16 protein-coding genes are annotated in these 18,033 nt (G+C 66.7%); 9 read left to right on the top strand and 7 right to left on the bottom strand.

Features of this window, described 5'->3' with window-relative positions; all coding sequences use genetic code 11:
* Positions 1 to 20: 20 nt before the first annotated feature.
* Both AC6RIC_RS19215 and AC6RIC_RS19210 read left to right on the top strand, forming a co-directional pair.
* Positions 21 to 1,025 carry an alpha/beta hydrolase gene (locus AC6RIC_RS19215; protein ID WP_454657696.1) on the top strand — a complete coding sequence of 335 codons (1,005 nt, stop codon included), beginning with the start codon at positions 21 to 23 and terminating at the stop codon, positions 1,023 to 1,025.
* Positions 1,026 to 1,038: 13 nt separating this feature from the next.
* On the top strand, positions 1,039 to 1,923 hold the full coding sequence (locus AC6RIC_RS19210; RefSeq protein WP_499733524.1) for an alpha/beta hydrolase family protein: 885 nt from the start codon (positions 1,039 to 1,041) through the stop codon (positions 1,921 to 1,923).
* Positions 1,924 to 1,929: 6 nt separating this feature from the next.
* Here the strand turns inward: AC6RIC_RS19210 and AC6RIC_RS19205 are convergent, their stop codons facing one another.
* A complete protein-coding gene (locus AC6RIC_RS19205) occupies positions 1,930 to 2,400 on the bottom strand; it encodes an Lrp/AsnC family transcriptional regulator (protein ID WP_377846710.1) in 471 nt (156 codons plus the stop codon).
* A gap of 133 nt (positions 2,401 to 2,533) precedes the next feature.
* On the opposite strand from AC6RIC_RS19205, the gene AC6RIC_RS19200 reads away from it, so the two are divergent.
* Positions 2,534 to 3,817 carry a cystathionine gamma-synthase family protein gene (locus AC6RIC_RS19200; protein ID WP_499733523.1) on the top strand — a complete coding sequence of 428 codons (1,284 nt, stop codon included), beginning with the start codon at positions 2,534 to 2,536 and terminating at the stop codon, positions 3,815 to 3,817.
* A 13-nt stretch (positions 3,818 to 3,830) separates the two neighbouring features.
* On the opposite strand, the gene AC6RIC_RS19195 is transcribed toward AC6RIC_RS19200, so the two are convergent.
* On the bottom strand, positions 3,831 to 4,568 hold the full coding sequence (locus tag AC6RIC_RS19195) for a DUF3750 domain-containing protein (RefSeq protein ID WP_499733522.1): 738 nt from the start codon (positions 4,566 to 4,568) through the stop codon (positions 3,831 to 3,833).
* A 164-nt stretch (positions 4,569 to 4,732) separates the two neighbouring features.
* Here AC6RIC_RS19195 and AC6RIC_RS19190 point away from each other — a divergent pair, with 164 nt between their 5' ends.
* The 5 genes from AC6RIC_RS19190 to AC6RIC_RS19170 all read left to right on the top strand — a co-directional run bounded on the left by AC6RIC_RS19190 (position 4,733) and on the right by AC6RIC_RS19170 (position 9,077).
* Positions 4,733 to 5,845, top strand: coding sequence for a polyamine ABC transporter substrate-binding protein (locus tag AC6RIC_RS19190; protein ID WP_454657692.1), 1,113 nt, complete (start codon positions 4,733 to 4,735; stop codon positions 5,843 to 5,845).
* Between the two features lie 26 nt (positions 5,846 to 5,871).
* The gene (locus AC6RIC_RS19185) at positions 5,872 to 7,026 is read left to right on the top strand and encodes an ABC transporter ATP-binding protein (protein WP_499736630.1); all 1,155 of its coding nucleotides are present in this window, start codon (positions 5,872 to 5,874) and stop codon (positions 7,024 to 7,026) included.
* Complete coding sequence (locus tag AC6RIC_RS19180) at positions 7,023 to 7,925, top strand: ABC transporter permease (protein WP_499733521.1); 903 nt, start codon at positions 7,023 to 7,025, stop codon at positions 7,923 to 7,925. Before AC6RIC_RS19185 ends, AC6RIC_RS19180 begins: the two co-directional genes overlap by 4 nt.
* Positions 7,922 to 8,710, top strand: coding sequence for an ABC transporter permease (locus AC6RIC_RS19175; protein ID WP_454657690.1), 789 nt, complete (start codon positions 7,922 to 7,924; stop codon positions 8,708 to 8,710). Before AC6RIC_RS19180 ends, AC6RIC_RS19175 begins: the two co-directional genes overlap by 4 nt.
* Positions 8,711 to 8,807: 97 nt before the next feature.
* Positions 8,808 to 9,077, top strand: coding sequence for a hypothetical protein (locus AC6RIC_RS19170; protein ID WP_454657689.1), 270 nt, complete (start codon positions 8,808 to 8,810; stop codon positions 9,075 to 9,077).
* A 62-nt stretch (positions 9,078 to 9,139) separates the two neighbouring features.
* Here the strand turns inward: AC6RIC_RS19170 and scpA are convergent, their stop codons facing one another.
* The 4 genes from scpA to AC6RIC_RS19150 all read right to left on the bottom strand — a co-directional run bounded on the left by scpA (position 9,140) and on the right by AC6RIC_RS19150 (position 14,667).
* The gene (gene scpA, locus AC6RIC_RS19165; RefSeq protein ID WP_499733520.1) at positions 9,140 to 11,305 is read right to left on the bottom strand and encodes a methylmalonyl-CoA mutase; all 2,166 of its coding nucleotides are present in this window, start codon (positions 11,303 to 11,305) and stop codon (positions 9,140 to 9,142) included.
* A complete protein-coding gene (gene thiD / locus AC6RIC_RS19160) occupies positions 11,302 to 12,126 on the bottom strand; it encodes a bifunctional hydroxymethylpyrimidine kinase/phosphomethylpyrimidine kinase (RefSeq protein ID WP_499733519.1) in 825 nt (274 codons plus the stop codon). The genes scpA and thiD overlap by 4 nt, the downstream gene beginning before the upstream one ends.
* 14 nt (positions 12,127 to 12,140) lie before the next feature.
* A complete protein-coding gene (locus tag AC6RIC_RS19155) occupies positions 12,141 to 14,114 on the bottom strand; it encodes a methylmalonyl-CoA mutase family protein (protein ID WP_499733518.1) in 1,974 nt (657 codons plus the stop codon).
* 166 nt (positions 14,115 to 14,280) lie between these two features.
* Positions 14,281 to 14,667: a DUF2267 domain-containing protein gene (locus AC6RIC_RS19150; RefSeq protein ID WP_499733517.1), complete on the bottom strand. Its 387-nt coding sequence runs from the start codon at positions 14,665 to 14,667 to the stop codon at positions 14,281 to 14,283.
* 159 nt (positions 14,668 to 14,826) lie between these two features.
* Here AC6RIC_RS19150 and AC6RIC_RS19145 point away from each other — a divergent pair, with 159 nt between their 5' ends.
* Positions 14,827 to 16,368: a helicase HerA-like domain-containing protein gene (locus AC6RIC_RS19145; protein WP_499733516.1), complete on the top strand. Its 1,542-nt coding sequence runs from the start codon at positions 14,827 to 14,829 to the stop codon at positions 16,366 to 16,368.
* A gap of 248 nt (positions 16,369 to 16,616) precedes the next feature.
* Here the strand turns inward: AC6RIC_RS19145 and AC6RIC_RS19140 are convergent, their stop codons facing one another.
* Complete coding sequence (locus AC6RIC_RS19140; RefSeq protein WP_499733515.1) at positions 16,617 to 17,960, bottom strand: Nramp family divalent metal transporter; 1,344 nt, start codon at positions 17,958 to 17,960, stop codon at positions 16,617 to 16,619.
* Positions 17,961 to 18,033 lie beyond the last annotated feature (73 nt).

The following is an 18,033-nucleotide window of genomic DNA, read 5'->3' as shown; positions in this document are numbered from 1 at the left end:
CTGACCGGATACCTGTCTCAATGCCCGTTACAAGGCGCGCCTTTTCATGCCGTTCGCTGGCCCTCGCCGCGTTCCTGCCGCTCGGCCTCGCCGCCTGCGCGCAGAGCGAGGCGAGCGTATCGCCGTTTTCCGAACCCGAGCGCGCCGATACCTCGGCGCTCGGCAAGGACCCGCGCTTGCTCGTCATGACGACGCGCCGGTCGACCGGCAACGCCACGCCGTTCTTCAACACGGATCGCGGCCCGCTCACCTTTGCCGAGGCGCGGCTGTCGCCGCCCGGGCGCGGCATCGCGGGTCGTGTTTCCTCGGCGGTAAGCGGTGACTGGGCCGTGCTCGGGATTTCGCGTGAGACCTCGGGGAACGCGCCACGAGCCTTCTCGGACGCCGTGAACGGGCGCGACGTCCTGCTCTACATCCACGGCTTCAACGAGACCTTCGAGACCGCCGCGCGCAGCGCCGGCCAGCTCTCCCATTCGCTGGAATTCCAGGGCCGGACCGCCCTGTTCACCTGGCCTTCGGGCGGCAAGCTCTTCGATTACGCCTATGATCGCGAGAGCGCGCTCTGGTCGCGCGACGGCTTCGTCCAGTCTTTGCAGGCGCTCGTCGCCAACCCCACCGTCGGCCGCATCCACATCGTCGCCCATTCCATGGGCACTTTCCTGACCCTGGAAGGCCTGCGCGAGCTGCGCGATTCCCAGGAGATCTACGCCCGGATCGGCTCGGTCGTGCTGGCCTCGCCGGACGTCGATATCGACGCCTTCGAGCAGACGGTGAAGAAGCTCGGCCCGCTGGCCCAGCGCATGACCGTGATCATCGACCCCGGCGACCGGGCGCTTGCCGTCTCCGCCCGCATCGCCGGCGGCGTCGCGCGCGCCGGCGCGGCGGACCGTTCGCGGCTGGAGGCTTTGGGAGTACGCGTCGCCGACACCTCCGGCCGGGGCTGGAGCATGCTGCGGCACGATCTCTTCCTTTCGAACAGCGAAGTCACGCAGGTCGTGCGCCGCGCCATGGATCGCGGCGGCTAGAGGAGCGAGCGGAATGGCGCGGTTGCGTTGGGGACTGACGGCCGTCGTGCTGGCGCTGGGCCTCGGCCTGTCCGTCGCTTCTGCCGAAACGCCGGCGCTCTTCGCCGGGACCGGTCCGGCTGAGGGCAGCTATGCCGACCCGTTGTCCGTTGCCATCGCGGTTTCGAGCTATGCGCCGCCGGCCTGCGCGGCCAAGCCTTGCCCCCTGCTGATCGCGGTCCATGGCATGGGTCGCAACGCGAAAGGCGCGCGCGATGCCTGGAAAGCCGCTGCCGACCGGGCCGGGTTCCTCGTTCTGGCCCCGCGCTTCGACAAGGAGCAGTTTCCCAGCCGCCGGTTCCAGCAAGGTGACGTCCGTAGTGAATCCGACAAGACGAAATGGACTTTCGGCCTGATCGAAAGGCTGTTCGACGCCGCTCGCGCCAGCGGCCGTGTTGCGGGCGACAGCTATACGATCTTCGGGCATTCGGCCGGCGCCCAGTTCGTGCACCGCATGATCATGCTGATGCCGGAGGCTCGCATCGCGACGGCAGCCGTGGCGAATGCCGGCTACTACACGCTGCCGGCTCTCGCCGGCGAGCGCGCCTACCCCTATTCGCTCAAGGGCACGCCGGTCACCGATGCCACGCTGGCCCGGGCGCTCGCCAAGCCGATGCTGGTTATGCTGGGTGATCAGGACATCGATCCCGATCACCACCAGCTCAACAAGTCACGCGGCGCCGAGGAGCAGGGTGCGACGCGCTTCGCCCGCGGCGAGCACTTCATGGCTGCGGCCCGCGACGAAGCGCGCCGTCTCGGCATTGCGCTTCGCTGGCGCGAGGTTGTCGTGCCGGGCGTGGCGCATCACCAGGGCGGCATGGTGAAGGCTGCGGCTGCGGAACTGTTCGACGCCCGTTGAGAGCCTTTAGACCGGCGGCAGGCCGGAGCGCTTCTTGATCGTCGCCAGCGCGAAATTGGATTCGACCGACTGGATGCATTTCAGCCGCGTCGCCTTCTGCTTCAGGAAGCGCTCATAGCCCTCGATGCCGTCGGTGACGACGCGCAGCAGGTAATCCTGAGAGCCGGTCATCAGATAGCACTCGGCGACCTCGCTCCAGCTTTCGACCGCCTTCTCGAACTCAGCGATCTGCTCCTGATTCTGCTGGGTCAGCCGCACCGAGACGAAGACGCTGAAGGGCAGCCCGTAGGCCTTGGGGTCGACGACAGCGGTGTAGCCCTGGATGACGCCGGTCTCCTCCAGCCGCTTCAGGCGCCGGAGGCATGGCGTCGGCGAGAGCCCGACCCGCTGCGACAGGTCCTGGTTGGTGATGCGCCCGTCCTCACGCAGAACGGCGAGAATCCGGCGGTCGATGCTATCTAGCACGATATGCTCCATCCCTGACAAAATTGAGCAGAAAGCTGCTCGTGGCACATTAGGATGATGCTGATCGGCCAAGCAATGGCGCGCTGATGGGAATAATCTGGTGTCAGAAACCGGCCTGCGCCGCAGGATCGCAAGGGAGACGGCCATGAGCGAAGACAACTACCACAAGGACCGGATCGCCAACCGCAAGCTCCATCCCGAGACGCTGATGATGGGCTTCGGTTATTCGCCGGCCATGTCGGAAGGCTCGCTGAAGCCGCCGGTCTTCCTGACCTCGACCTTCGTTTTCCAGAATGCCCAGCAGGGCAAGGACTTCTTCGATTTCACCTCCGGCCGGCGCCAGCCCAAGCCCGGCGAGAAGCCCGGCCTCGTCTATTCGCGCTTCAACCATCCCAATATGGAGATCCTCGAGGATCGCCTGGCGATCTGGGACGAGGCCGAGAAATGCGCCGTCTTCGCCTCGGGCATGGCGGCGATCGCGACGACCTGCTTCGCCTTCCTGCGGCCGGGCGACACGATCCTGCATTCGCGCCCGCTCTATGGCGGTACCGAGACGCTGCTGAAGAACCAGATGGGCGCCTTCGGCGTTACGCCCTTCGGCTTCACCGATGGTCTCGACATCGCGCAGATGCGTGACGTGGCCAAGGCGGCAGCCGCCAAGGGGCGCGTCGCGATGATCCTGGTCGAAACCCCGGCCAACCCGACCAACGGCCTCGTCGACCTCGCCGCCTGCAAGATGATCGCGGATGAGCTGGAGAAGTCGCAGGGCCACCGCCCGCCCGTCGTCGTCGACAACACCATGCTCGGCCCGAAATACCAGAAGCCGCTGAAGCAGGGCGCCGATCTCTCGCTGCTCTCGCTGACCAAATATGTCGGCGGCCATTCCGACCTCGTCGGCGGCTCGATCAGCGGCTCCGAGGCGCTGGTGCGGCAGGTGAAGGCCTGGCGCGGCTCGCTGGGTACGCAGCTCGATCCCAATTCCTGCTGGATGCTGATGCGCTCGCTGGAGACGCTCGACATCCGCATGAGCCGCGCCAACGAGAACGCCAAGCTCGTGGCGGAATACCTGGAGAGCCACCGCAAGGTCGCCAGGGTCCACTATCTCGGCAATCTCAAGGACGGCGACCCGCGCAAGGCCGTCTTCGACCGCCAGTGCACGGCGGCGGGCTCGACCTTCGCCTTCGACGTCAAGGGCGGCGAGAAGGAGGCCTTCGCGCTGCTCGACAACCTCCAGATCATGAAGCTCGCGGTCAGCCTCGGCGGCACCGAGACGCTGGTCTCGCATCCCGCCGCGATGACCCATTCCGGCGTTGCCCGTGAAATGCGCGAGGAGATCGGCCTCACCGATGCGCTGATCCGCATCTCCGTCGGAATCGAGAATATCGAGGACCTGATCTCGGATCTGGCGCAGGCCTTCGAGGCGGTTTGAACGCTTCTGTGCCCTAAACCCCGACCCGTCCCCAGCCCGGCAGCTTCAGCGCCGGGCTGCGCAGGTCGAGCCCGGCGACGAGGCCGAGCAGGTTGATCTCGATGCCTTCGACCCAGCCGACGGTGACGCCGGCAAGCCCATAGAGCGACGCCTGGATGCCGGTGCGGCTCGCGGTCAGCCCGGCGAAGAGGCCGTCGGCGCGCCAGTCCTTGCCGAGTGCGGTCGGCGGCAGCGCTTGCCGAAGCTCGGGCACCTCGGCCAGGACATGCTGGACGAAGCTGTTCGAGTTCGGTCCCGGCCATGCGAGATAGCTGCCGGGGCTGGAATAGGCGTAAGCGGCCACGGCCGCACGGATGCGTGGGATCAGTTGCTCGGCGGCCTCGCCGCGGATCTCGGTGACCGGTTCCGGCATGTTGCCGAACCAGCGCCCATCGGCGTCGCGGTGATTGACCCGAAGCGGGGCGCCCCAGCCGACGACATCAAAGCGCGTATAGGCGCTGGCGCCACGCTCCTTCACCACCACCCAGGAATGATGGGCGAAGATGCCGCGCCAGCGGCCGACGCGCGCGGCGAAGACATGCACCGTCGCTTCCGCAGCATCCGAGGCCGCGGGCAGGAGCTTGGCGCTGGTCCAGTCGGCGCGCTGCCAGTTCGGCGCACGCTCCTGCCAGGCCCACCAGCCGGCGTGGCTTGCGAGCGGCAGCAGGAAGGCGATCGCAAAGAACAGCAGGAAACGGCGGAGCAGACGCATGCGGTACGGTATGTGCATGGCGGCGTGGGCCGGCAAGGCTGTCGCCGTTCACGCTTGCGTCAGGCGCAGCTTGCCTGTGCGCGGGTGTTCGGTTGCACCCGATGGCGGTTGATGCCGGGGGGAAAGCTGGTAGCGTGCGCGCGCCAACACGATGGAGGGGCGGATTGGGTAGGACGACGAAGCGACTGACCGAGGCGATTGCCGCTTGCGCGATCGGACTGGGACTTCTGGCCGCGCCAGTGGCCGCGCAGGACAAGCAACTGCGCATCTTCAACTGGTCTGATTATGTCGATCCGGAGGTGCTCGACGCCTTCAAGAAGGAAACCGGCATCACCGTCGTCTACGACACCTTCGATCAGATGGAGACGGTGGAGACCAAGCTTCTGGCCGGCAAGACCGGCTACGACCTGATCGTCGTCACCGCCTCCTTCCTGCCGCGCCATATCCCGATCGGGCTCTATCAGCCGGTCGAGAAGGACAAGGCGCCGAACCTCAAGAACATCTGGCCGGAGATCCAGACGCGGCTCTCAAAGTATGATTCCGGCAACAAATACGCCGTGAACTACATGTGGGGCACGACCGGGATCGGCTATAACACCGCCAAGATCAAGGAACGGCTCGGCCCCGATGCCGTGATCGATTCCTGGAAGATCGTCTTCGAGCCCGACCAGCTCAAGAAGCTCTCGAACTGCGGCGTGCACGTGCTCGACGCGGTCGAGGAGATGTTCCCGGCGGCCCTGCGCTATCTCGGCCTCAATCCGGATTCCAAGAACGAGGCCGATCTCAACAAGGCCGGCGAACTCCTGCGCAAGATCCGCCCGCATATCCAGAAGTTCCACTCCTCGGAATACATCAACGCGCTCGCGAACGGTGATATCTGCCTGGCCGTGGGCTATTCCGGCGACATCCTCCAGGCCAAGAAGCGCGCCGAGGAAGCCAAGAACGGCGTCCAGATCGCTTATTCCATCCCGAAGGAAGGCGCATTGATGTGGTTCGACTCCTTCGTGATCCCGAAGGATGCCGGCAATGTCGACGCGGCGATGAAGTTCATCGACTTCGTCAACAAGCCGGAGATGGCCGCAAAGAACTCGGACTTCATCCAGTATGCCAACGGCAACCTCGCCTCAAAGCCGTTCCTGTCGGCGGCGGTACGCGACAATCCCGGCATCTATCCGTCGGACGAAGTGATGGGGCGGCTCTACACGATCACGCCCTATGACCAAAAGTCCCAGCGGCTGGTGAATCGGCTCTGGACCCGCGTCAAGACCGGCAAGTGACCGGCTCCGGACAGGTCGCGAGCACCATGAAGAAGACCTCGCCCGGCAGCGTGCGCCGGGCCTTCCAGCCCTGGAACGACCCGGCGGCGAAGCCGCTGGTCCAGTTCCAGGGCGTGACCAAGCGCTTCGGCGACGTCACCGCGGTGGGCGATCTCTCGCTCGCGCTTTATCCGCGCGAGTTCTTCGCGCTGCTTGGGCCTTCCGGCTGCGGCAAGACCACGCTGATGCGCATGCTCGCCGGCTTTGAGACGCCGGACGAAGGCAGGATTCTGCTCGATGGGCAGGACATCACTGCCATCCCGCCGCATCTGCGGCCGATCAACATGATGTTCCAGTCCTACGCGCTGTTCCCGCATCTCAGCGTGGCCGGCAACATCGCCTACGGGCTGAAGCGCGAGGGTTTGCCGCGCGCCGAGATCGACCGGCGCGTCGAGGAGATGCTGGCGCTGGTCAAGCTTTCGGGCTTGGGCGGGCGCAAGCCGCATCAGCTCTCCGGCGGCCAGCGCCAGCGCGTCGCGCTTGCCCGCTCGCTGGCCAAGCGGCCGAAGCTGCTGCTGCTCGACGAGCCGATGGCGGCGCTCGACAAGAAGCTGCGCGAGCAGACCCAGTTCGAGTTGATGGACCTGCAGAGCGAGCTCGGGCTCACCTTCATGGTCGTCACCCATGACCAGGATGAGGCGATGACCATGGCCGACCGCATGGCGGTGATGGACCATGGCAAGCTCGTCCAGATCGGCCCGCCCGACGTGATCTACGAGGCGCCTGCGAACCGCCATGTCGCCGAGTTCGTGGGCGATATCAACATCTTCGAGGGTCGGATCGCGACCGTCCAGGGCGAGTTGGTCCGGGCCGAGATACCGCATGTCGGCACCATCGAGCTCGACGAGGAGGCGCCGGCCCTGGAGCCGGGTGACTCTCTCGTCGTTGGCATCCGGCCGGAGAAGATCGAGATCGCCCATGACGAGCCCACTCAGGCCGTCAACAAGGTTGCCGGCGAGATCTGGGATATCGGCTATCTCGGCGACTTCACGATGATCCAGGTGATGCTCGGCGGCGAGGGCGGTCAATTGGTCAAGGTCGCGCTGGCCAACCGCACGCGCCGGCTGGCCCGGCCCTTCGCCTGGGACGACAAGGTCTGGCTCTCCTGGGATGTCGAGGCCGGCGTGGTACTGCCGCCATGAGCGCGGTCGCTTCGCTGCAGTGGCTGCGCCGCCTCGTCGTGGCCGTGCCGTATCTCTGGCTCACGTTGTTCTTCCTCGTCCCCTTCGGCATCGTGCTGCGCATGGCCTTCTCGCAGGCAGCGACGGCCCTGCCGCCCTATGCGCCGCATTGGGAAGGCCTTGCCCGGCTCGGCGAATTCCTCTCCCAGCTCGATCTCGCGAACTTCAGCCTGCTCGGCGACGATGCGCTCTACTGGCAGAGCTATCTCTACTCCCTGCGCATCGCGGCGCTGACCACACTCTTCGCGCTGGCGATCGGCTATCCGCTGGCTTATGCGATGGCCTCGGCGCCCGCACGTTGGCGCGGCATCCTGCTCGTCTTCGTCATCCTGCCGTTCTGGACCTCGTTCCTGATCCGGGTCTATGCCTGGATCGGCATCCTCAGGCCGGACGGTCTGCTCGATGCGTCGCTCAGCCTGCTCGGCTTCGAGGCCGAGCCGCTGCGCCTGCTCAACACCGAGACGGCCGTGCTGCTCGGCATGGTCTACTCCTACTTGCCCTTCATGGTGCTGCCGCTCTTCGCTACGCTGGAGAAGCTCGATCGCGGCCTGCTGGAGGCGGCCGCCGATCTCGGCGCCACCCCGGTCACGGCCTTCCTGACGGTGACCTTGCCGCTGTCGCTGCCGGGCATCCTCGCCGGCTCCGCACTGGTCTTCATCCCCGCCGTCGGCGAGTTCGTCATCCCCGACCTGCTTGGCGGCCCGGATACCGTGATGATCGGCAAGGTGCTGTGGAACGAGTTCTTCTCGAACCGCGACTGGCCGTTGGCCTCGGCCGTGGCGGTGGTACTGCTCGTCGTGCTGGTGCTGCCGCTCGTCTTGGCTCAGCGCGCGCGCCTGCGCCGGGAGGGGGCGGCATGAGCCGGCTCGGTCCCGGACTGATCCTCGCGCTGATCGTCGGCTTCGCCTTCCTCTACCTGCCGATCGTGACGTTGATCGCCTACTCCTTCAACGCCTCGCGGCTGGTGACGGTCTGGGGCGGCTTCTCGACACATTGGTATGGCGCGCTGATGCAGAATGGGCCGCTGCTCGACGCAGCCTGGCTCTCGATCCGCCTCGGCTTCGTCTCGGCCACCCTGGCGACGATCCTAGGAACGCTGGCGGCGCTCGCGCTGGCGCGCCATGGCCGCTTCATCGGACGCACGATGTTCTCCGGCATGGTGCTGGCGCCGCTCGTTATGCCCGAGGTGGTGACGGGCCTGTCGCTGCTGTTGCTCTTCGTCGCCGCCGATGTCGAGCGCGGCTTCTGGACCGTGACGATCGCCCACGCGACCTTCAGCCTCGGCTTTGCCTGCATCGTCGTGCAGTCGCGGCTCGTCGGCTTCGACCGCTCGCTGGAAGAGGCAGCTCAGGATTTGGGGGCCACGCCCTTCGTCACCTTCTGGACCGTAACCTTGCCGCTGATCTGGCCGGCGGTGGCGGCGGCCTGGATGCTGGCCTTCACGCTCTCGCTCGACGACCTCGTCATCGCAAGCTTCACCACGGGGCCGGGCGCGACCACGCTGCCGATGCGGCTCTATTCGGCGGTCAAGCTCGGCGTCTCGCCGGAGATCAATGCCGCCTGCACGATCATGATCGGGGCGGTCGCCGTCGTCGTGATTGCCGCCTCGATCTTGCTGAAGCGCGAGCAATTGTCCGGCAGCTAAACGGTGGCTGAACGGCGCTCTCAAAGCCCGTTCAGCCACGCCATGCGAATGTCCGATCCGTGGCAGGGAGTCCCCTGCCGGAACAGGACATGAGACCATGTTTGGCAATCGCGCCCGGATCGGTTTGGCAGCGCTCGCGCTCAGCGGCGCTATGCTTACAGCCTCGGCATTCGCCGGAGCAGGCGAGGCTCAGGCCTTCGGCGGCTATGAACGCTCCTACGATCGCCCGGCTTACGGCTATGGCTGGCGCCCGGCGCCGCCCGCCGTCCACGGCTTCTGGGGCCAGCGGCGCTGGCATCGTTATTCCGACGGTTATGGCATGCGGCCGCCTCCGCCGCGCTACGGTTATGGTTACGGCTGGCGGTAAGTGTCGCCACGTCGGTCGTGATCATGGGGCGGGCGCTGCCGGCTGGCAGCGCCCGCCTTCTTTTATTCCGCTGCCGTCCGCTGGGCGTAGCCGAGGCGCTGGTTGAGCTCTTCCAGCAGCTTTTCGGCGGCGTCTGCAATGACGGTGCCGGGCGGGAAGATCGCCGAGGCGCCGGCCTCGATCAGCGCGTCGAAATCCTGCGGCGGGATGACGCCGCCGACGACGATCATGATGTCGGGCCGGCCGGCCTTGGCGAGAGCGGCCTTCAATTCCGGCACCAGCGTGAGATGTCCGGCCGCGAGCGAGGAGACGCCGACGATATGGACGTCGTTCTCGACCGCCTGCCGCGCCGCCTCGTCTGGCGTCGCGAAGAGCGGGCCGATATCGACGTCGAAGCCGAGATCGGCGAAGGCCGAGGCGATGACCCTCTGGCCGCGATCATGCCCGTCCTGGCCCATCTTGGCGACGAGGATGCGCGGGCGGCGGCCATCCGCCTCCTCGAACGCCTCGCACATCAACTGGACGCGCGTCACGGCTGGGTTCATCTCGCCGACCTCCCGCTTGTAGACGCCGGAGATCGCCTTGATCTCGGCCCGGTGGCGCCCGAAGACCTGCTCCATCGCCATGGAGATCTCGCCGACGGTTGCCTTGGCGCGGGCGGCCTTGACCGCGAGGTCGAGCAGGTTGCCGTTGCCGGCGGCGCCATTGGTCAGCGCGGTCAGCGCCGCCTGCACCTCGGTCTCGTTGCGCTCGGCCTTGAGGCGCCTGAGCTTGTCGAGCTGCTGGGCGCGCACCGCGGCATTGTCGACCTTGAGCACGTCGATCGTCGCCTCATTGTCGGGCTTGTAGCAGTTGACGCCGATGATCTTCTGAAGGCCGCCGTCTATGCGGGCCTGCGTCTTGGCGGCGGCCTCCTCGATGCGCAGCTTCGGGATGCCGGCCTCGATGGCCTTGGCCATGCCGCCGAGCTTCTCAACCTCCTGGATATGGCCCCAGGCTTTCTCCGCCAGCTCCGCTGTCAGCCGCTCGACATAGTAAGAACCGCCCCAGGGATCGATGATCCGGGTCGTGCCGCTTTCCTGCTGCAGCAGGATCTGGGTGTTGCGGGCGATGCGGGCCGAGAAATCGGTCGGCAGCGCCAAAGCCTCGTCGAGGGCATTGGTGTGCAGCGACTGGGTATGGCCTTGGGTCGCCGCCATCGCCTCGATCATCGTGCGCGGCACGTTGTTGAACACGTCCTGCGCCGTCAGCGACCAGCCCGAGGTCTGGCAATGGGTGCGCAAGGGAAGGGACTTCTCGTTCTGCGCGCCGAAGTCCTTGACCAGCTTCGCCCAGATCAGCCGGGCGGCCCGCATCTTGGCGACTTCCATGAAGAAGTTCATGCCGATCGCCCAGAAGAAGGACAGGCGCGGCGCGAAGACGTCGACGGACAGGCCCGCGCGCTGGCCGGCGCGGATATATTCGACGCCGTCGGCCAATGTGTAGCCGAGCTCGAGGTCCTGCGTCGCCCCGGCCTCCTGCATGTGGTAGCCGGAGATCGAGATCGAGTTGAACTTCGGCATGTTGGCCGAGGTGAAGGCGAAGATGTCGCCGATGATCCGCATCGAGGGCGAGGGCGGGTAGATATAGGTGTTGCGGACCATGAACTCCTTGAGGATGTCGTTCTGGATGGTCCCCGAGAGCTTGGCCTGCGGCACGGCCTGTTCTTCCGCTGCGACGATATAGAGCGCCAGCACCGGCAGCACGGCGCCGTTCATCGTCATCGACACGCTCATCTGGTCGAGGGGGATGCCGGAGAACAGCGTGCGCATGTCGTAGATCGAGTCGATCGCGACGCCGGCCATGCCGACATCGCCGGCGACGCGCGGATGGTCGGAATCGTAGCCGCGATGGGTCGCGAGGTCGAAGGCGACCGAGAGCCCCTTCTGTCCGGCGGCGAGGTTGCGCCGGTAGAAGGCGTTCGAATCCTCGGCCGTCGAGAAGCCGGCATATTGCCGGATCGTCCAGGGCTGGTTGACATACATCGTCGGGTAAGGGCCGCGCAGATAAGGCGCGATGCCGGGCAGCGTCTCGACGAAGGGCAGGCCGTCGCGGTCGGCGGCCGTGTAAACCGGCTTGACCGGGATGTCCTCGGGCGTCTGCCAGGCTTCGCCCGTCGGCAGCGAGCCGGTGGCAGGGCGAGCACCGGTGGCAAAGGCGAGCTTCGTGAAATCCGGGATCGCGGTCATGACTGGCTCCCGTCGGTCCTGTCCCACCAATGGTGGAAATGATGCACCGGTCCGTGGCCGTGGCCAACCGCGATCTGATCGGCGGCGGCGATGGCGGCGGAGATATAGGTCTTGGCGTGGCCGACAGCCTCCGCCAGTGCCTGCCCCTTGGCGAGATTGGCGGCGATGGCGGAGGAGAGCGTGCAGCCCGTGCCGTGCGTGTTGCGCGTCGCGAGGCGCGGTGCGTTGAAGCGCTGGCGCGCGCCACCTGCAAGCAACAGGAGGTCGCTGCTGATCTCGCCGGTACCGTGGCCGCCCTTGACCAGGACATTGGCCGCGCCGAGCGCTGCGAGCTTCTCGGCCTGATCGTCCATGGCCTCATCAGTCTCGGCCATGCTCGTGCCGAGCAGGGCAGCGGCTTCCGGCAGGTTCGGCGTGATCAGGGTCGCGAGCGGGAAGAGATGCGTGCGGATCGCCTCGACCGCCGCGCTTTCCAGCAGCCGCGCGCCGGAGGCCGCGATCATCACGGGGTCGAGCACGACGTTCTTCGCACTGTGACGCTTCAGCCCGGCCGCGACGGTCTCGATCAGCTCGGCCGTCGCCAGCATGCCGATCTTGACGGCGTTGACGTCGAGGTCCTCGAAGACGGCATCCATCTGCTGGGCGACGAAGTCGCGCGGCACGGCATGGATGCCGCTGACGCCCTTGGTGTTCTGCGCGGTCAGCGCCACGATCACGCTGGCGCCATAGACCTGATGCGCCGCGAAGGTCTTGAGATCGGCCTGGATGCCGGCGCCGCCGCTCGAATCCGAACCGGCGATGGTGAGGGCGATGGCAGTCAAACTCTTGTCTCCGGTCAGGCGCCTGTGATGGCCTGCGCTCGCGCGAGCGTCTCGACCACGTCGCAGCCCATGTAGATGAACGAGGTCACGCCCGCCTTGTTCAAGGCTTCGGTCTCGGCCGGGCGGCCGGCGAGCCAGACGGTGGCGCCGGCTTTGGCTAGCGCCTCGGCCGCCGCAGGACCCTCTGCGGCATAGGCTGAATCGGAACCGCACAAGCAGGCGAGCTTCGCACCGGACGCACGGAAGGCGCCCACGAGAGCGTCGAGATCGGTGGCGCCATCCTTGGCGAAGCCGTCGCCGCTCGGCGCTGCGAGGCCGCCGGCCTCGAATAGGTTGCGGGCGAAGCCGGCGCGGGCCGTGAAATCGGCGATCGGACCGAGCGTCGCCAGGAAGACGACCGGGCGCTTGGGCTGGGCATCGGCCTTGTCGCGCAAAGCCTCGAACGGTTCCGACAGCCGCAGCGAGGGCAGGGGATCGGCACGCAGGCCAGTGGCGGGCGCGGCCAGCGCATCGGCCCGGCCGGCGCCATCGACGAAGGAGCGGATGATCTCCCCCTGGTTGCGCTCGGCGAGGCTGCCTTGCACGCGCTTTCCGTCGAGCTTGACCGGCGCGATGGCGAGCGCAGTCGCCGTCTCCTCGCGGATATTGGGGAATTCGCTGGTGCCGGTGATCGGCTCGCGGCGCGTCGCCACCGCCTTGGCGCGAGCGGTTCGCTGCTCGGCGAGCGTCTTCTGGAGATGGCGGTCGACCAGTGATGCGACGATGCCGCCGAGATCGCCGCTGCGTTGCCGTTCGATCTCCTGGAAGGCCTGCCAGCCCTGCTCGCAAAGCGTCTGCGTCAGCGCTTCAAAGCCGCCGGCGCCGGCCGCGGGATCGGCGACGCGCCAGAGATTGCTCTCTTCGAGCAGGATGAGCTGGGTGTTGCGGGCGACGCGGCGCGCGAAGGCATCGGGCAAGCCGAGCGCGGCGGTGAAGGGCTGGACGGCGATCGAATCGGCGCCGCCGACCCCGGCCGCGAAGGCCGCGACGGTGCCGCGCAGCAGGTTGACGTTCGGGTCGCGCTTCGTCAGCGAGCGCCACGCCGTTTCGGCATGGATGCGGACCGGCTTCGGCGACAGGCCGCAGGCCTGCTGGATGCGGCTCCAGAGCAGGCGCGCGGCACGGAACTTCGCCACGGTCAGGAATTCGTCGGTATCCGCGACCAGCGTGAAGGCCAGCGTATCGCGCGCCTCGGACAGGTGCAGGCCTTGCGCCTCGAGCGTACGCAGATAGGTGACAGCCGTGGCGAGCGCCGCGCCGAGCTCTTGCGCCTCGCTGGCGCCAGCCTCGTGATAGGGCCGGCTGTCGACCTCGATGAAGGGGCCGGTGAAGCCGCGCTCCTTCAGGGTGCGGATCGTTGCCGCGAGCCGGCGGCCGAGTTCCGGCCATGCGGCCACGAGCGAGCCGCGGCTGGCGAAGACGCCGATCGGATCGAGGCCGAACGAGACGGAGACCTCGCTTGCCGCATGGCCGCGCTTTTCGATCAGGGCGGCCAGCAGCAAGGCGTTGATGCGGCCTTGCGGGGCGGGGTCGAGACGCAGGCGAATGAGGTCCAGCATCACGCCCTGGAGCGCGGCATCGAGCGTCGTCACGTCGTCGGCGACAAGGCCGTAGCCGCGTGCCGCCAGCGCCCCGGCGAAGCTGATGGTGAGCGTGTCGGCGCCCCCCTCGAGATCGGCGAGAGCCAGCGTCTGCGCTGCGTCCGGTTGCGGATGGTCGAGCCGGGCGGCGACATGCCAGCGCCCTGTCTCGGCGCGTAGGGCGCGAGCGGGCGTAGCGGCGGCAGGATAGAGCGGCTCGATGCGGATGCCGTCGGCGGTACGGCCAACGAGCTTCTTCTCGAAATCGCCGCCCTTCAGGACCTTGTCGACCGCCGCGCGCCACGCGTCATGAGACGGCGCCGCGAAAGCGTCGAGATAGGGAAGGTCGGATGGGGCAGCCGAGTTCATGCGCGCCGATACTCCTCTTCCGCACAGTGTGCAGCCGTGGAGCGCTGATTGCCATGGGCGCGCGCGCACCGCCATCCCTACTTCGTCGCAAGGCGAGTGCGAGAATGCAAAAACGCCGCGGCGCCATCCTGAGACAGTGCCGCGGCGTTCGGATGGTTCGGCGAGCTTAGACGAACTGGCCGAGGCCCGGGATCGCGCCGACGATCGCGCCCATCGCGTCCTCCCCGGCCTTCTCGCGGCCCACCGCGAACATCTCCTTCGAGACGCTCTGGATCTGGCCCATGGAAAGGCCGGCGCTCATGAGCTGGCCGCCGAGCGCCATCACGCCGCCACCGCCGCCCATCAGGCCGCCGATCGCGCCGAGCATGCCGCCCTTGGCGCCGCCTTCGGCATCGGCCAGCGCCTGCGCGCCCGGCAAAGCCGCCATCAGCTGGCCGATCTCGGCGGCCGGGCCTTCCTTCTGCAGGAATGCGAGAATGATGCCGACGCCCTTGCGGGCGAGCTCTTCGTTGATGCCGGCGGCCGCAGCCACGCGCGTCAGCAGTTCTTCCATGGTTCCAAAACCCCTCGCCAAAACGGCTTCCGCACGAAGCCTTCGAAAAATAGTTTACATATTTACGATCTGATTTCCAACGGTCATTGGGCTTCCGCCTTCTGCGTCGTTTGGTTACACCCTTGCCGGACCGGCACGAAACCTCATGGGCGAATTTCAATGGCGAATGATGGCGCGATTCTGATCGGCAAGAGCGGCAAGCCTGAAAACCTCCTGCTCAAGCTCGCCAATCGCCATGGGCTGGTGACCGGGGCGACCGGCACCGGCAAGACCGTGACGCTGCAGGTGATGGCCGAAGGCTTCGCTCGCAATGGCGTCCCGGTCTTCGCGGCCGACATCAAGGGCGATCTCTCCGGCATCGTGGCGCCCGGCGATTCCAAGCCGCCCTTCGTCAACCGGGCCAAGGAGCTCGGCCTGAAATACGAGCCGGACCAGTTCACCACCGTGTTCTGGGACGTGTTCGGCGAGCAGGGCCACCCGGTTCGCGCTACCATCTCCGAGATGGGGCCGCTGCTGCTGGCGCGCCTGCTCGACCTCAACGATACGCAGGAGGGCGTGCTCAACATCGCCTTCCGCATCGCCGACGAGCAGAAGCTGCTGCTCCTCGACCTCAAGGACCTGCGCGCGATCCTGACCTTCATCGCCGAGAACGCGCAGGAACTGACCACCAAATACGGCAACGTCACCTCGGCGTCGGTCGGCACGATCCAGCGCGCGCTGCTCGTGCTCGAGAACCAGAAGGGTGATCTGTTCTTCGGCGAGCCGGCGCTCGACATCAACGACCTGATGAGGACGGATCGCGACGGCCGCGGCGTCGTCAATATCCTCGCCGCCGACAAGCTGATGAACAATCCGCGGCTTTACGCGACCTTCCTGCTCTGGCTGCTTTCGGAGCTGTTCGAGCAGCTCCCGGAGGTCGGCGATCTCGACAAGCCCAAGCTCGTCTTCTTCTTCGACGAGGCGCATCTGCTGTTCAACGGCGCACCCAAGGCGCTGCTGACCGCGGTCGAGCAGGTCGTGCGCCTGATCCGTTCCAAGGGCGTCGGCGTCTATTTCGTGACGCAGAACCCGCTCGATATCCCCGATACGGTGCTGGCCCAGCTCGGCAACCGTGTCCAGCACGCATTGCGCGCCTTCACGCCCCGCGACCAGAAGGCGGTGCGCGCCGCGGCCGAGACCTTCCGCCAGAACCCGAAGATCAAGACCGAGGAGGCGATCAGCCAGCTCGCCGTCGGCGAGGCGCTGATCTCGATGCTCGAAGGCAAGGGCTCGCCCGAGATGGTCGAGCGCGCCCTGATCGCGCCGCCGATGGCGCAGGTCGGCCCCTGCTCGCCGCAGCAGCGCCAGCAGGCGATCAATGCATCGCCCGAGAAGGGCAAGTACGAGACCATGGTCGATCGCGAGTCGGCCTATGAAGAGCTGATGAAGCGCAAGAACCTCAACCCGGACGGTTCGCCGGTCGAGGCCTCGACGAATGGCGGGGGCGGCGGCATCCTCGACACGATCGGCGGCTGGCTCGGCGGCGGCGCTCCCCAGCAGCGTCCGAAGACCGGGCCGGGCACGCGCGGCGGCGCGTTGCCGCAGAGCATGACCGAGAAGATCATCACCTCGGCGGCGCGGTCGGCTGCGACTTCGATCGGCCGGCAGGTCGGCACCGCGATCCTGCGCGGCATTCTGGGCTCGATGTCGGGAAAGCGCTAGAGCGCAGAACCCCGCCGTCTTTCCGGGGCTTCGCGCAGCGAAGAACCCGGAACCCATGAACACGACCTTTCCGTCATGGTCGGGCTTGTCCCGACCATCCACGTCTTCGCGGGACGAAGGCCGTGCTCAAGACGTGGATGCTCGCCACAAGGGCGAGCACGACGCTGACTGGAATAACAGAGTGGTCATGGGTTCCGGGCTCATGCTTGCGGCATGCTCCCGGAATGACGGCGCGTATGCTCGATGTGTCACGCCCCCGTGACGAAATCGATGATCAACTTGATGTTCAGCACGATGATGATCGCGGCGATGATGGCAGCGGTCAGAGTCAGCCAGCGCGGGGCGACGAGCGCGCCCATCTTCGCCTTTGACGCCGTGAACATCACCAGCGGCACCACCGCGAAGGGCAGTTGCAGGCTGAGCACGACCTGGCTCAGGATCAGGAGCTTCGCCGTCTGGCTCTCGCCATAGATCAGCGTCACGGCGATGGCCGGGACGATCGCGACGAGGCGCGTCACCAGCCGCCGCATCCAAGCCGGCAGCCGGATGCGCAGGAAGCCCTCCATCACGATCTGCCCGGCCATGGTCGCGGTCACCGTCGAATTCAGGCCACAGCAGAGCAGGGCGATGGCGAAGAGCGACGGCGCGATCGAAGCGCCGAGCAGGGGCTGCAGGAGCTCCTGCGCCCGGCCGAGCTCGGCGACATCGGTGTGCCCGGCCTTGTGGAAGGTCGCAGCGGCCAGGATCAGGATTGAGGCGTTGATGAAGAGTGCGAAGCAGAGCGCGATGGTGGAGTCGATCGTCGCGAATTTCAGGGCCTCGCGCTTCTCCGGCAGAGTCTCGCCATAGGCGCGGGTCTGCACGATGCCGGAATGCAGGTAGAGGTTATGCGGCATCACCGTCGCGCCGATGATGCCGAGTGCGATGTAGAGCATGTTCGGGTTGGTCACGATTTCGGTCGTCGGCGCGAAGCCGCGGATGACCTCGCCCCAGTTCGGATCGGCCAGCGCGATCTGGATGCCGAAGCATACCGCGATGACGCCAAGCAGGGTGATGATGAAGGCCTCGATCCAGCGAAAGCCGCGGGTCTGCAGCCAGAGGATGACGAAGACGTCGAAGGCGGTGATCAACACGCCGATTTCGAGCGGGACGCCGAAAAGCAGGTTGAGGCCGATCGCGGTGCCGATCACCTCGGCGAGGTCGGTCGCGCAGATCGCGAGTTCGGCGAGCAGCCAGAGCGGCAAGGCCATATAGGGCGGATAGGCGTCCCGGCAGGCCTGGGCGAGGTCGCGCCCGGTGGCGATGGCGAGCCGCGCGCAGAGCGATTGCAGGATGATCGCCATCAGGTTCGAGACCAGCGCGACGACGAGCAGCGTGTAGCCGTACTGGGCGCCGCCGGCGAGCGATGTTGCCCAGTTGCCGGGGTCCATATAGCCGACGGCAACGAGATAGCCCGGCCCGAAGAAGGCGAGGAACTTGCGCCAGTTCGAGGAGGTCGGCGTCACCTTGATAGTGCGAAAGACATCCGTCAGCGACGGCTCGCCCCGCGATCGAAGCCAGATCGACGAGGATTCCGGGGCGCCCTGCGACATGACGATGCCTTGCTGCAACTGGATTGCAATAAGGGGTATCGGCTTGCAGCAGGTCTGTCAAATTAGTTGCGAA

It is taken from the genome of Allobosea sp. TBD101 (genome assembly GCF_059817965.1).
Note: the sequence above shows the minus strand (reverse complement) of the source record. Positions and strands in the feature narration are given on the sequence as shown.

Excerpts from the sequence above, each read along its gene's own strand:
- AC6RIC_RS19215 (WP_454657696.1), top strand. The coding sequence starts at position 21 with ATGCCCGTTACAAGGCGCGCCTTTTCATGCCGTTCGCTGGCCCTCGCC.
- AC6RIC_RS19210 (WP_499733524.1), top strand. The coding sequence starts at position 1,039 with ATGGCGCGGTTGCGTTGGGGACTGACGGCCGTCGTGCTGGCGCTGGGC.
- AC6RIC_RS19205 (WP_377846710.1), bottom strand. The coding sequence starts at position 2,400 with ATGGAGCATATCGTGCTAGATAGCATCGACCGCCGGATTCTCGCCGTT.
- AC6RIC_RS19200 (WP_499733523.1), top strand. The coding sequence starts at position 2,534 with ATGAGCGAAGACAACTACCACAAGGACCGGATCGCCAACCGCAAGCTC.
- AC6RIC_RS19195 (WP_499733522.1), bottom strand. The coding sequence starts at position 4,568 with ATGCGTCTGCTCCGCCGTTTCCTGCTGTTCTTTGCGATCGCCTTCCTG.
- AC6RIC_RS19185 (WP_499736630.1), top strand. The coding sequence starts at position 5,872 with ATGAAGAAGACCTCGCCCGGCAGCGTGCGCCGGGCCTTCCAGCCCTGG.
- AC6RIC_RS19180 (WP_499733521.1), top strand. The coding sequence starts at position 7,023 with ATGAGCGCGGTCGCTTCGCTGCAGTGGCTGCGCCGCCTCGTCGTGGCC.
- AC6RIC_RS19175 (WP_454657690.1), top strand. The coding sequence starts at position 7,922 with ATGAGCCGGCTCGGTCCCGGACTGATCCTCGCGCTGATCGTCGGCTTC.
- AC6RIC_RS19170 (WP_454657689.1), top strand. The coding sequence starts at position 8,808 with ATGTTTGGCAATCGCGCCCGGATCGGTTTGGCAGCGCTCGCGCTCAGC.
- scpA (WP_499733520.1), bottom strand. The coding sequence starts at position 11,305 with ATGACCGCGATCCCGGATTTCACGAAGCTCGCCTTTGCCACCGGTGCT.
- AC6RIC_RS19155 (WP_499733518.1), bottom strand. The coding sequence starts at position 14,114 with ATGAACTCGGCTGCCCCATCCGACCTTCCCTATCTCGACGCTTTCGCG.
- AC6RIC_RS19150 (WP_499733517.1), bottom strand. The coding sequence starts at position 14,667 with ATGGAAGAACTGCTGACGCGCGTGGCTGCGGCCGCCGGCATCAACGAA.
- AC6RIC_RS19145 (WP_499733516.1), top strand. The coding sequence starts at position 14,827 with ATGGCGAATGATGGCGCGATTCTGATCGGCAAGAGCGGCAAGCCTGAA.
- AC6RIC_RS19140 (WP_499733515.1), bottom strand. The coding sequence starts at position 17,960 with ATGTCGCAGGGCGCCCCGGAATCCTCGTCGATCTGGCTTCGATCGCGG.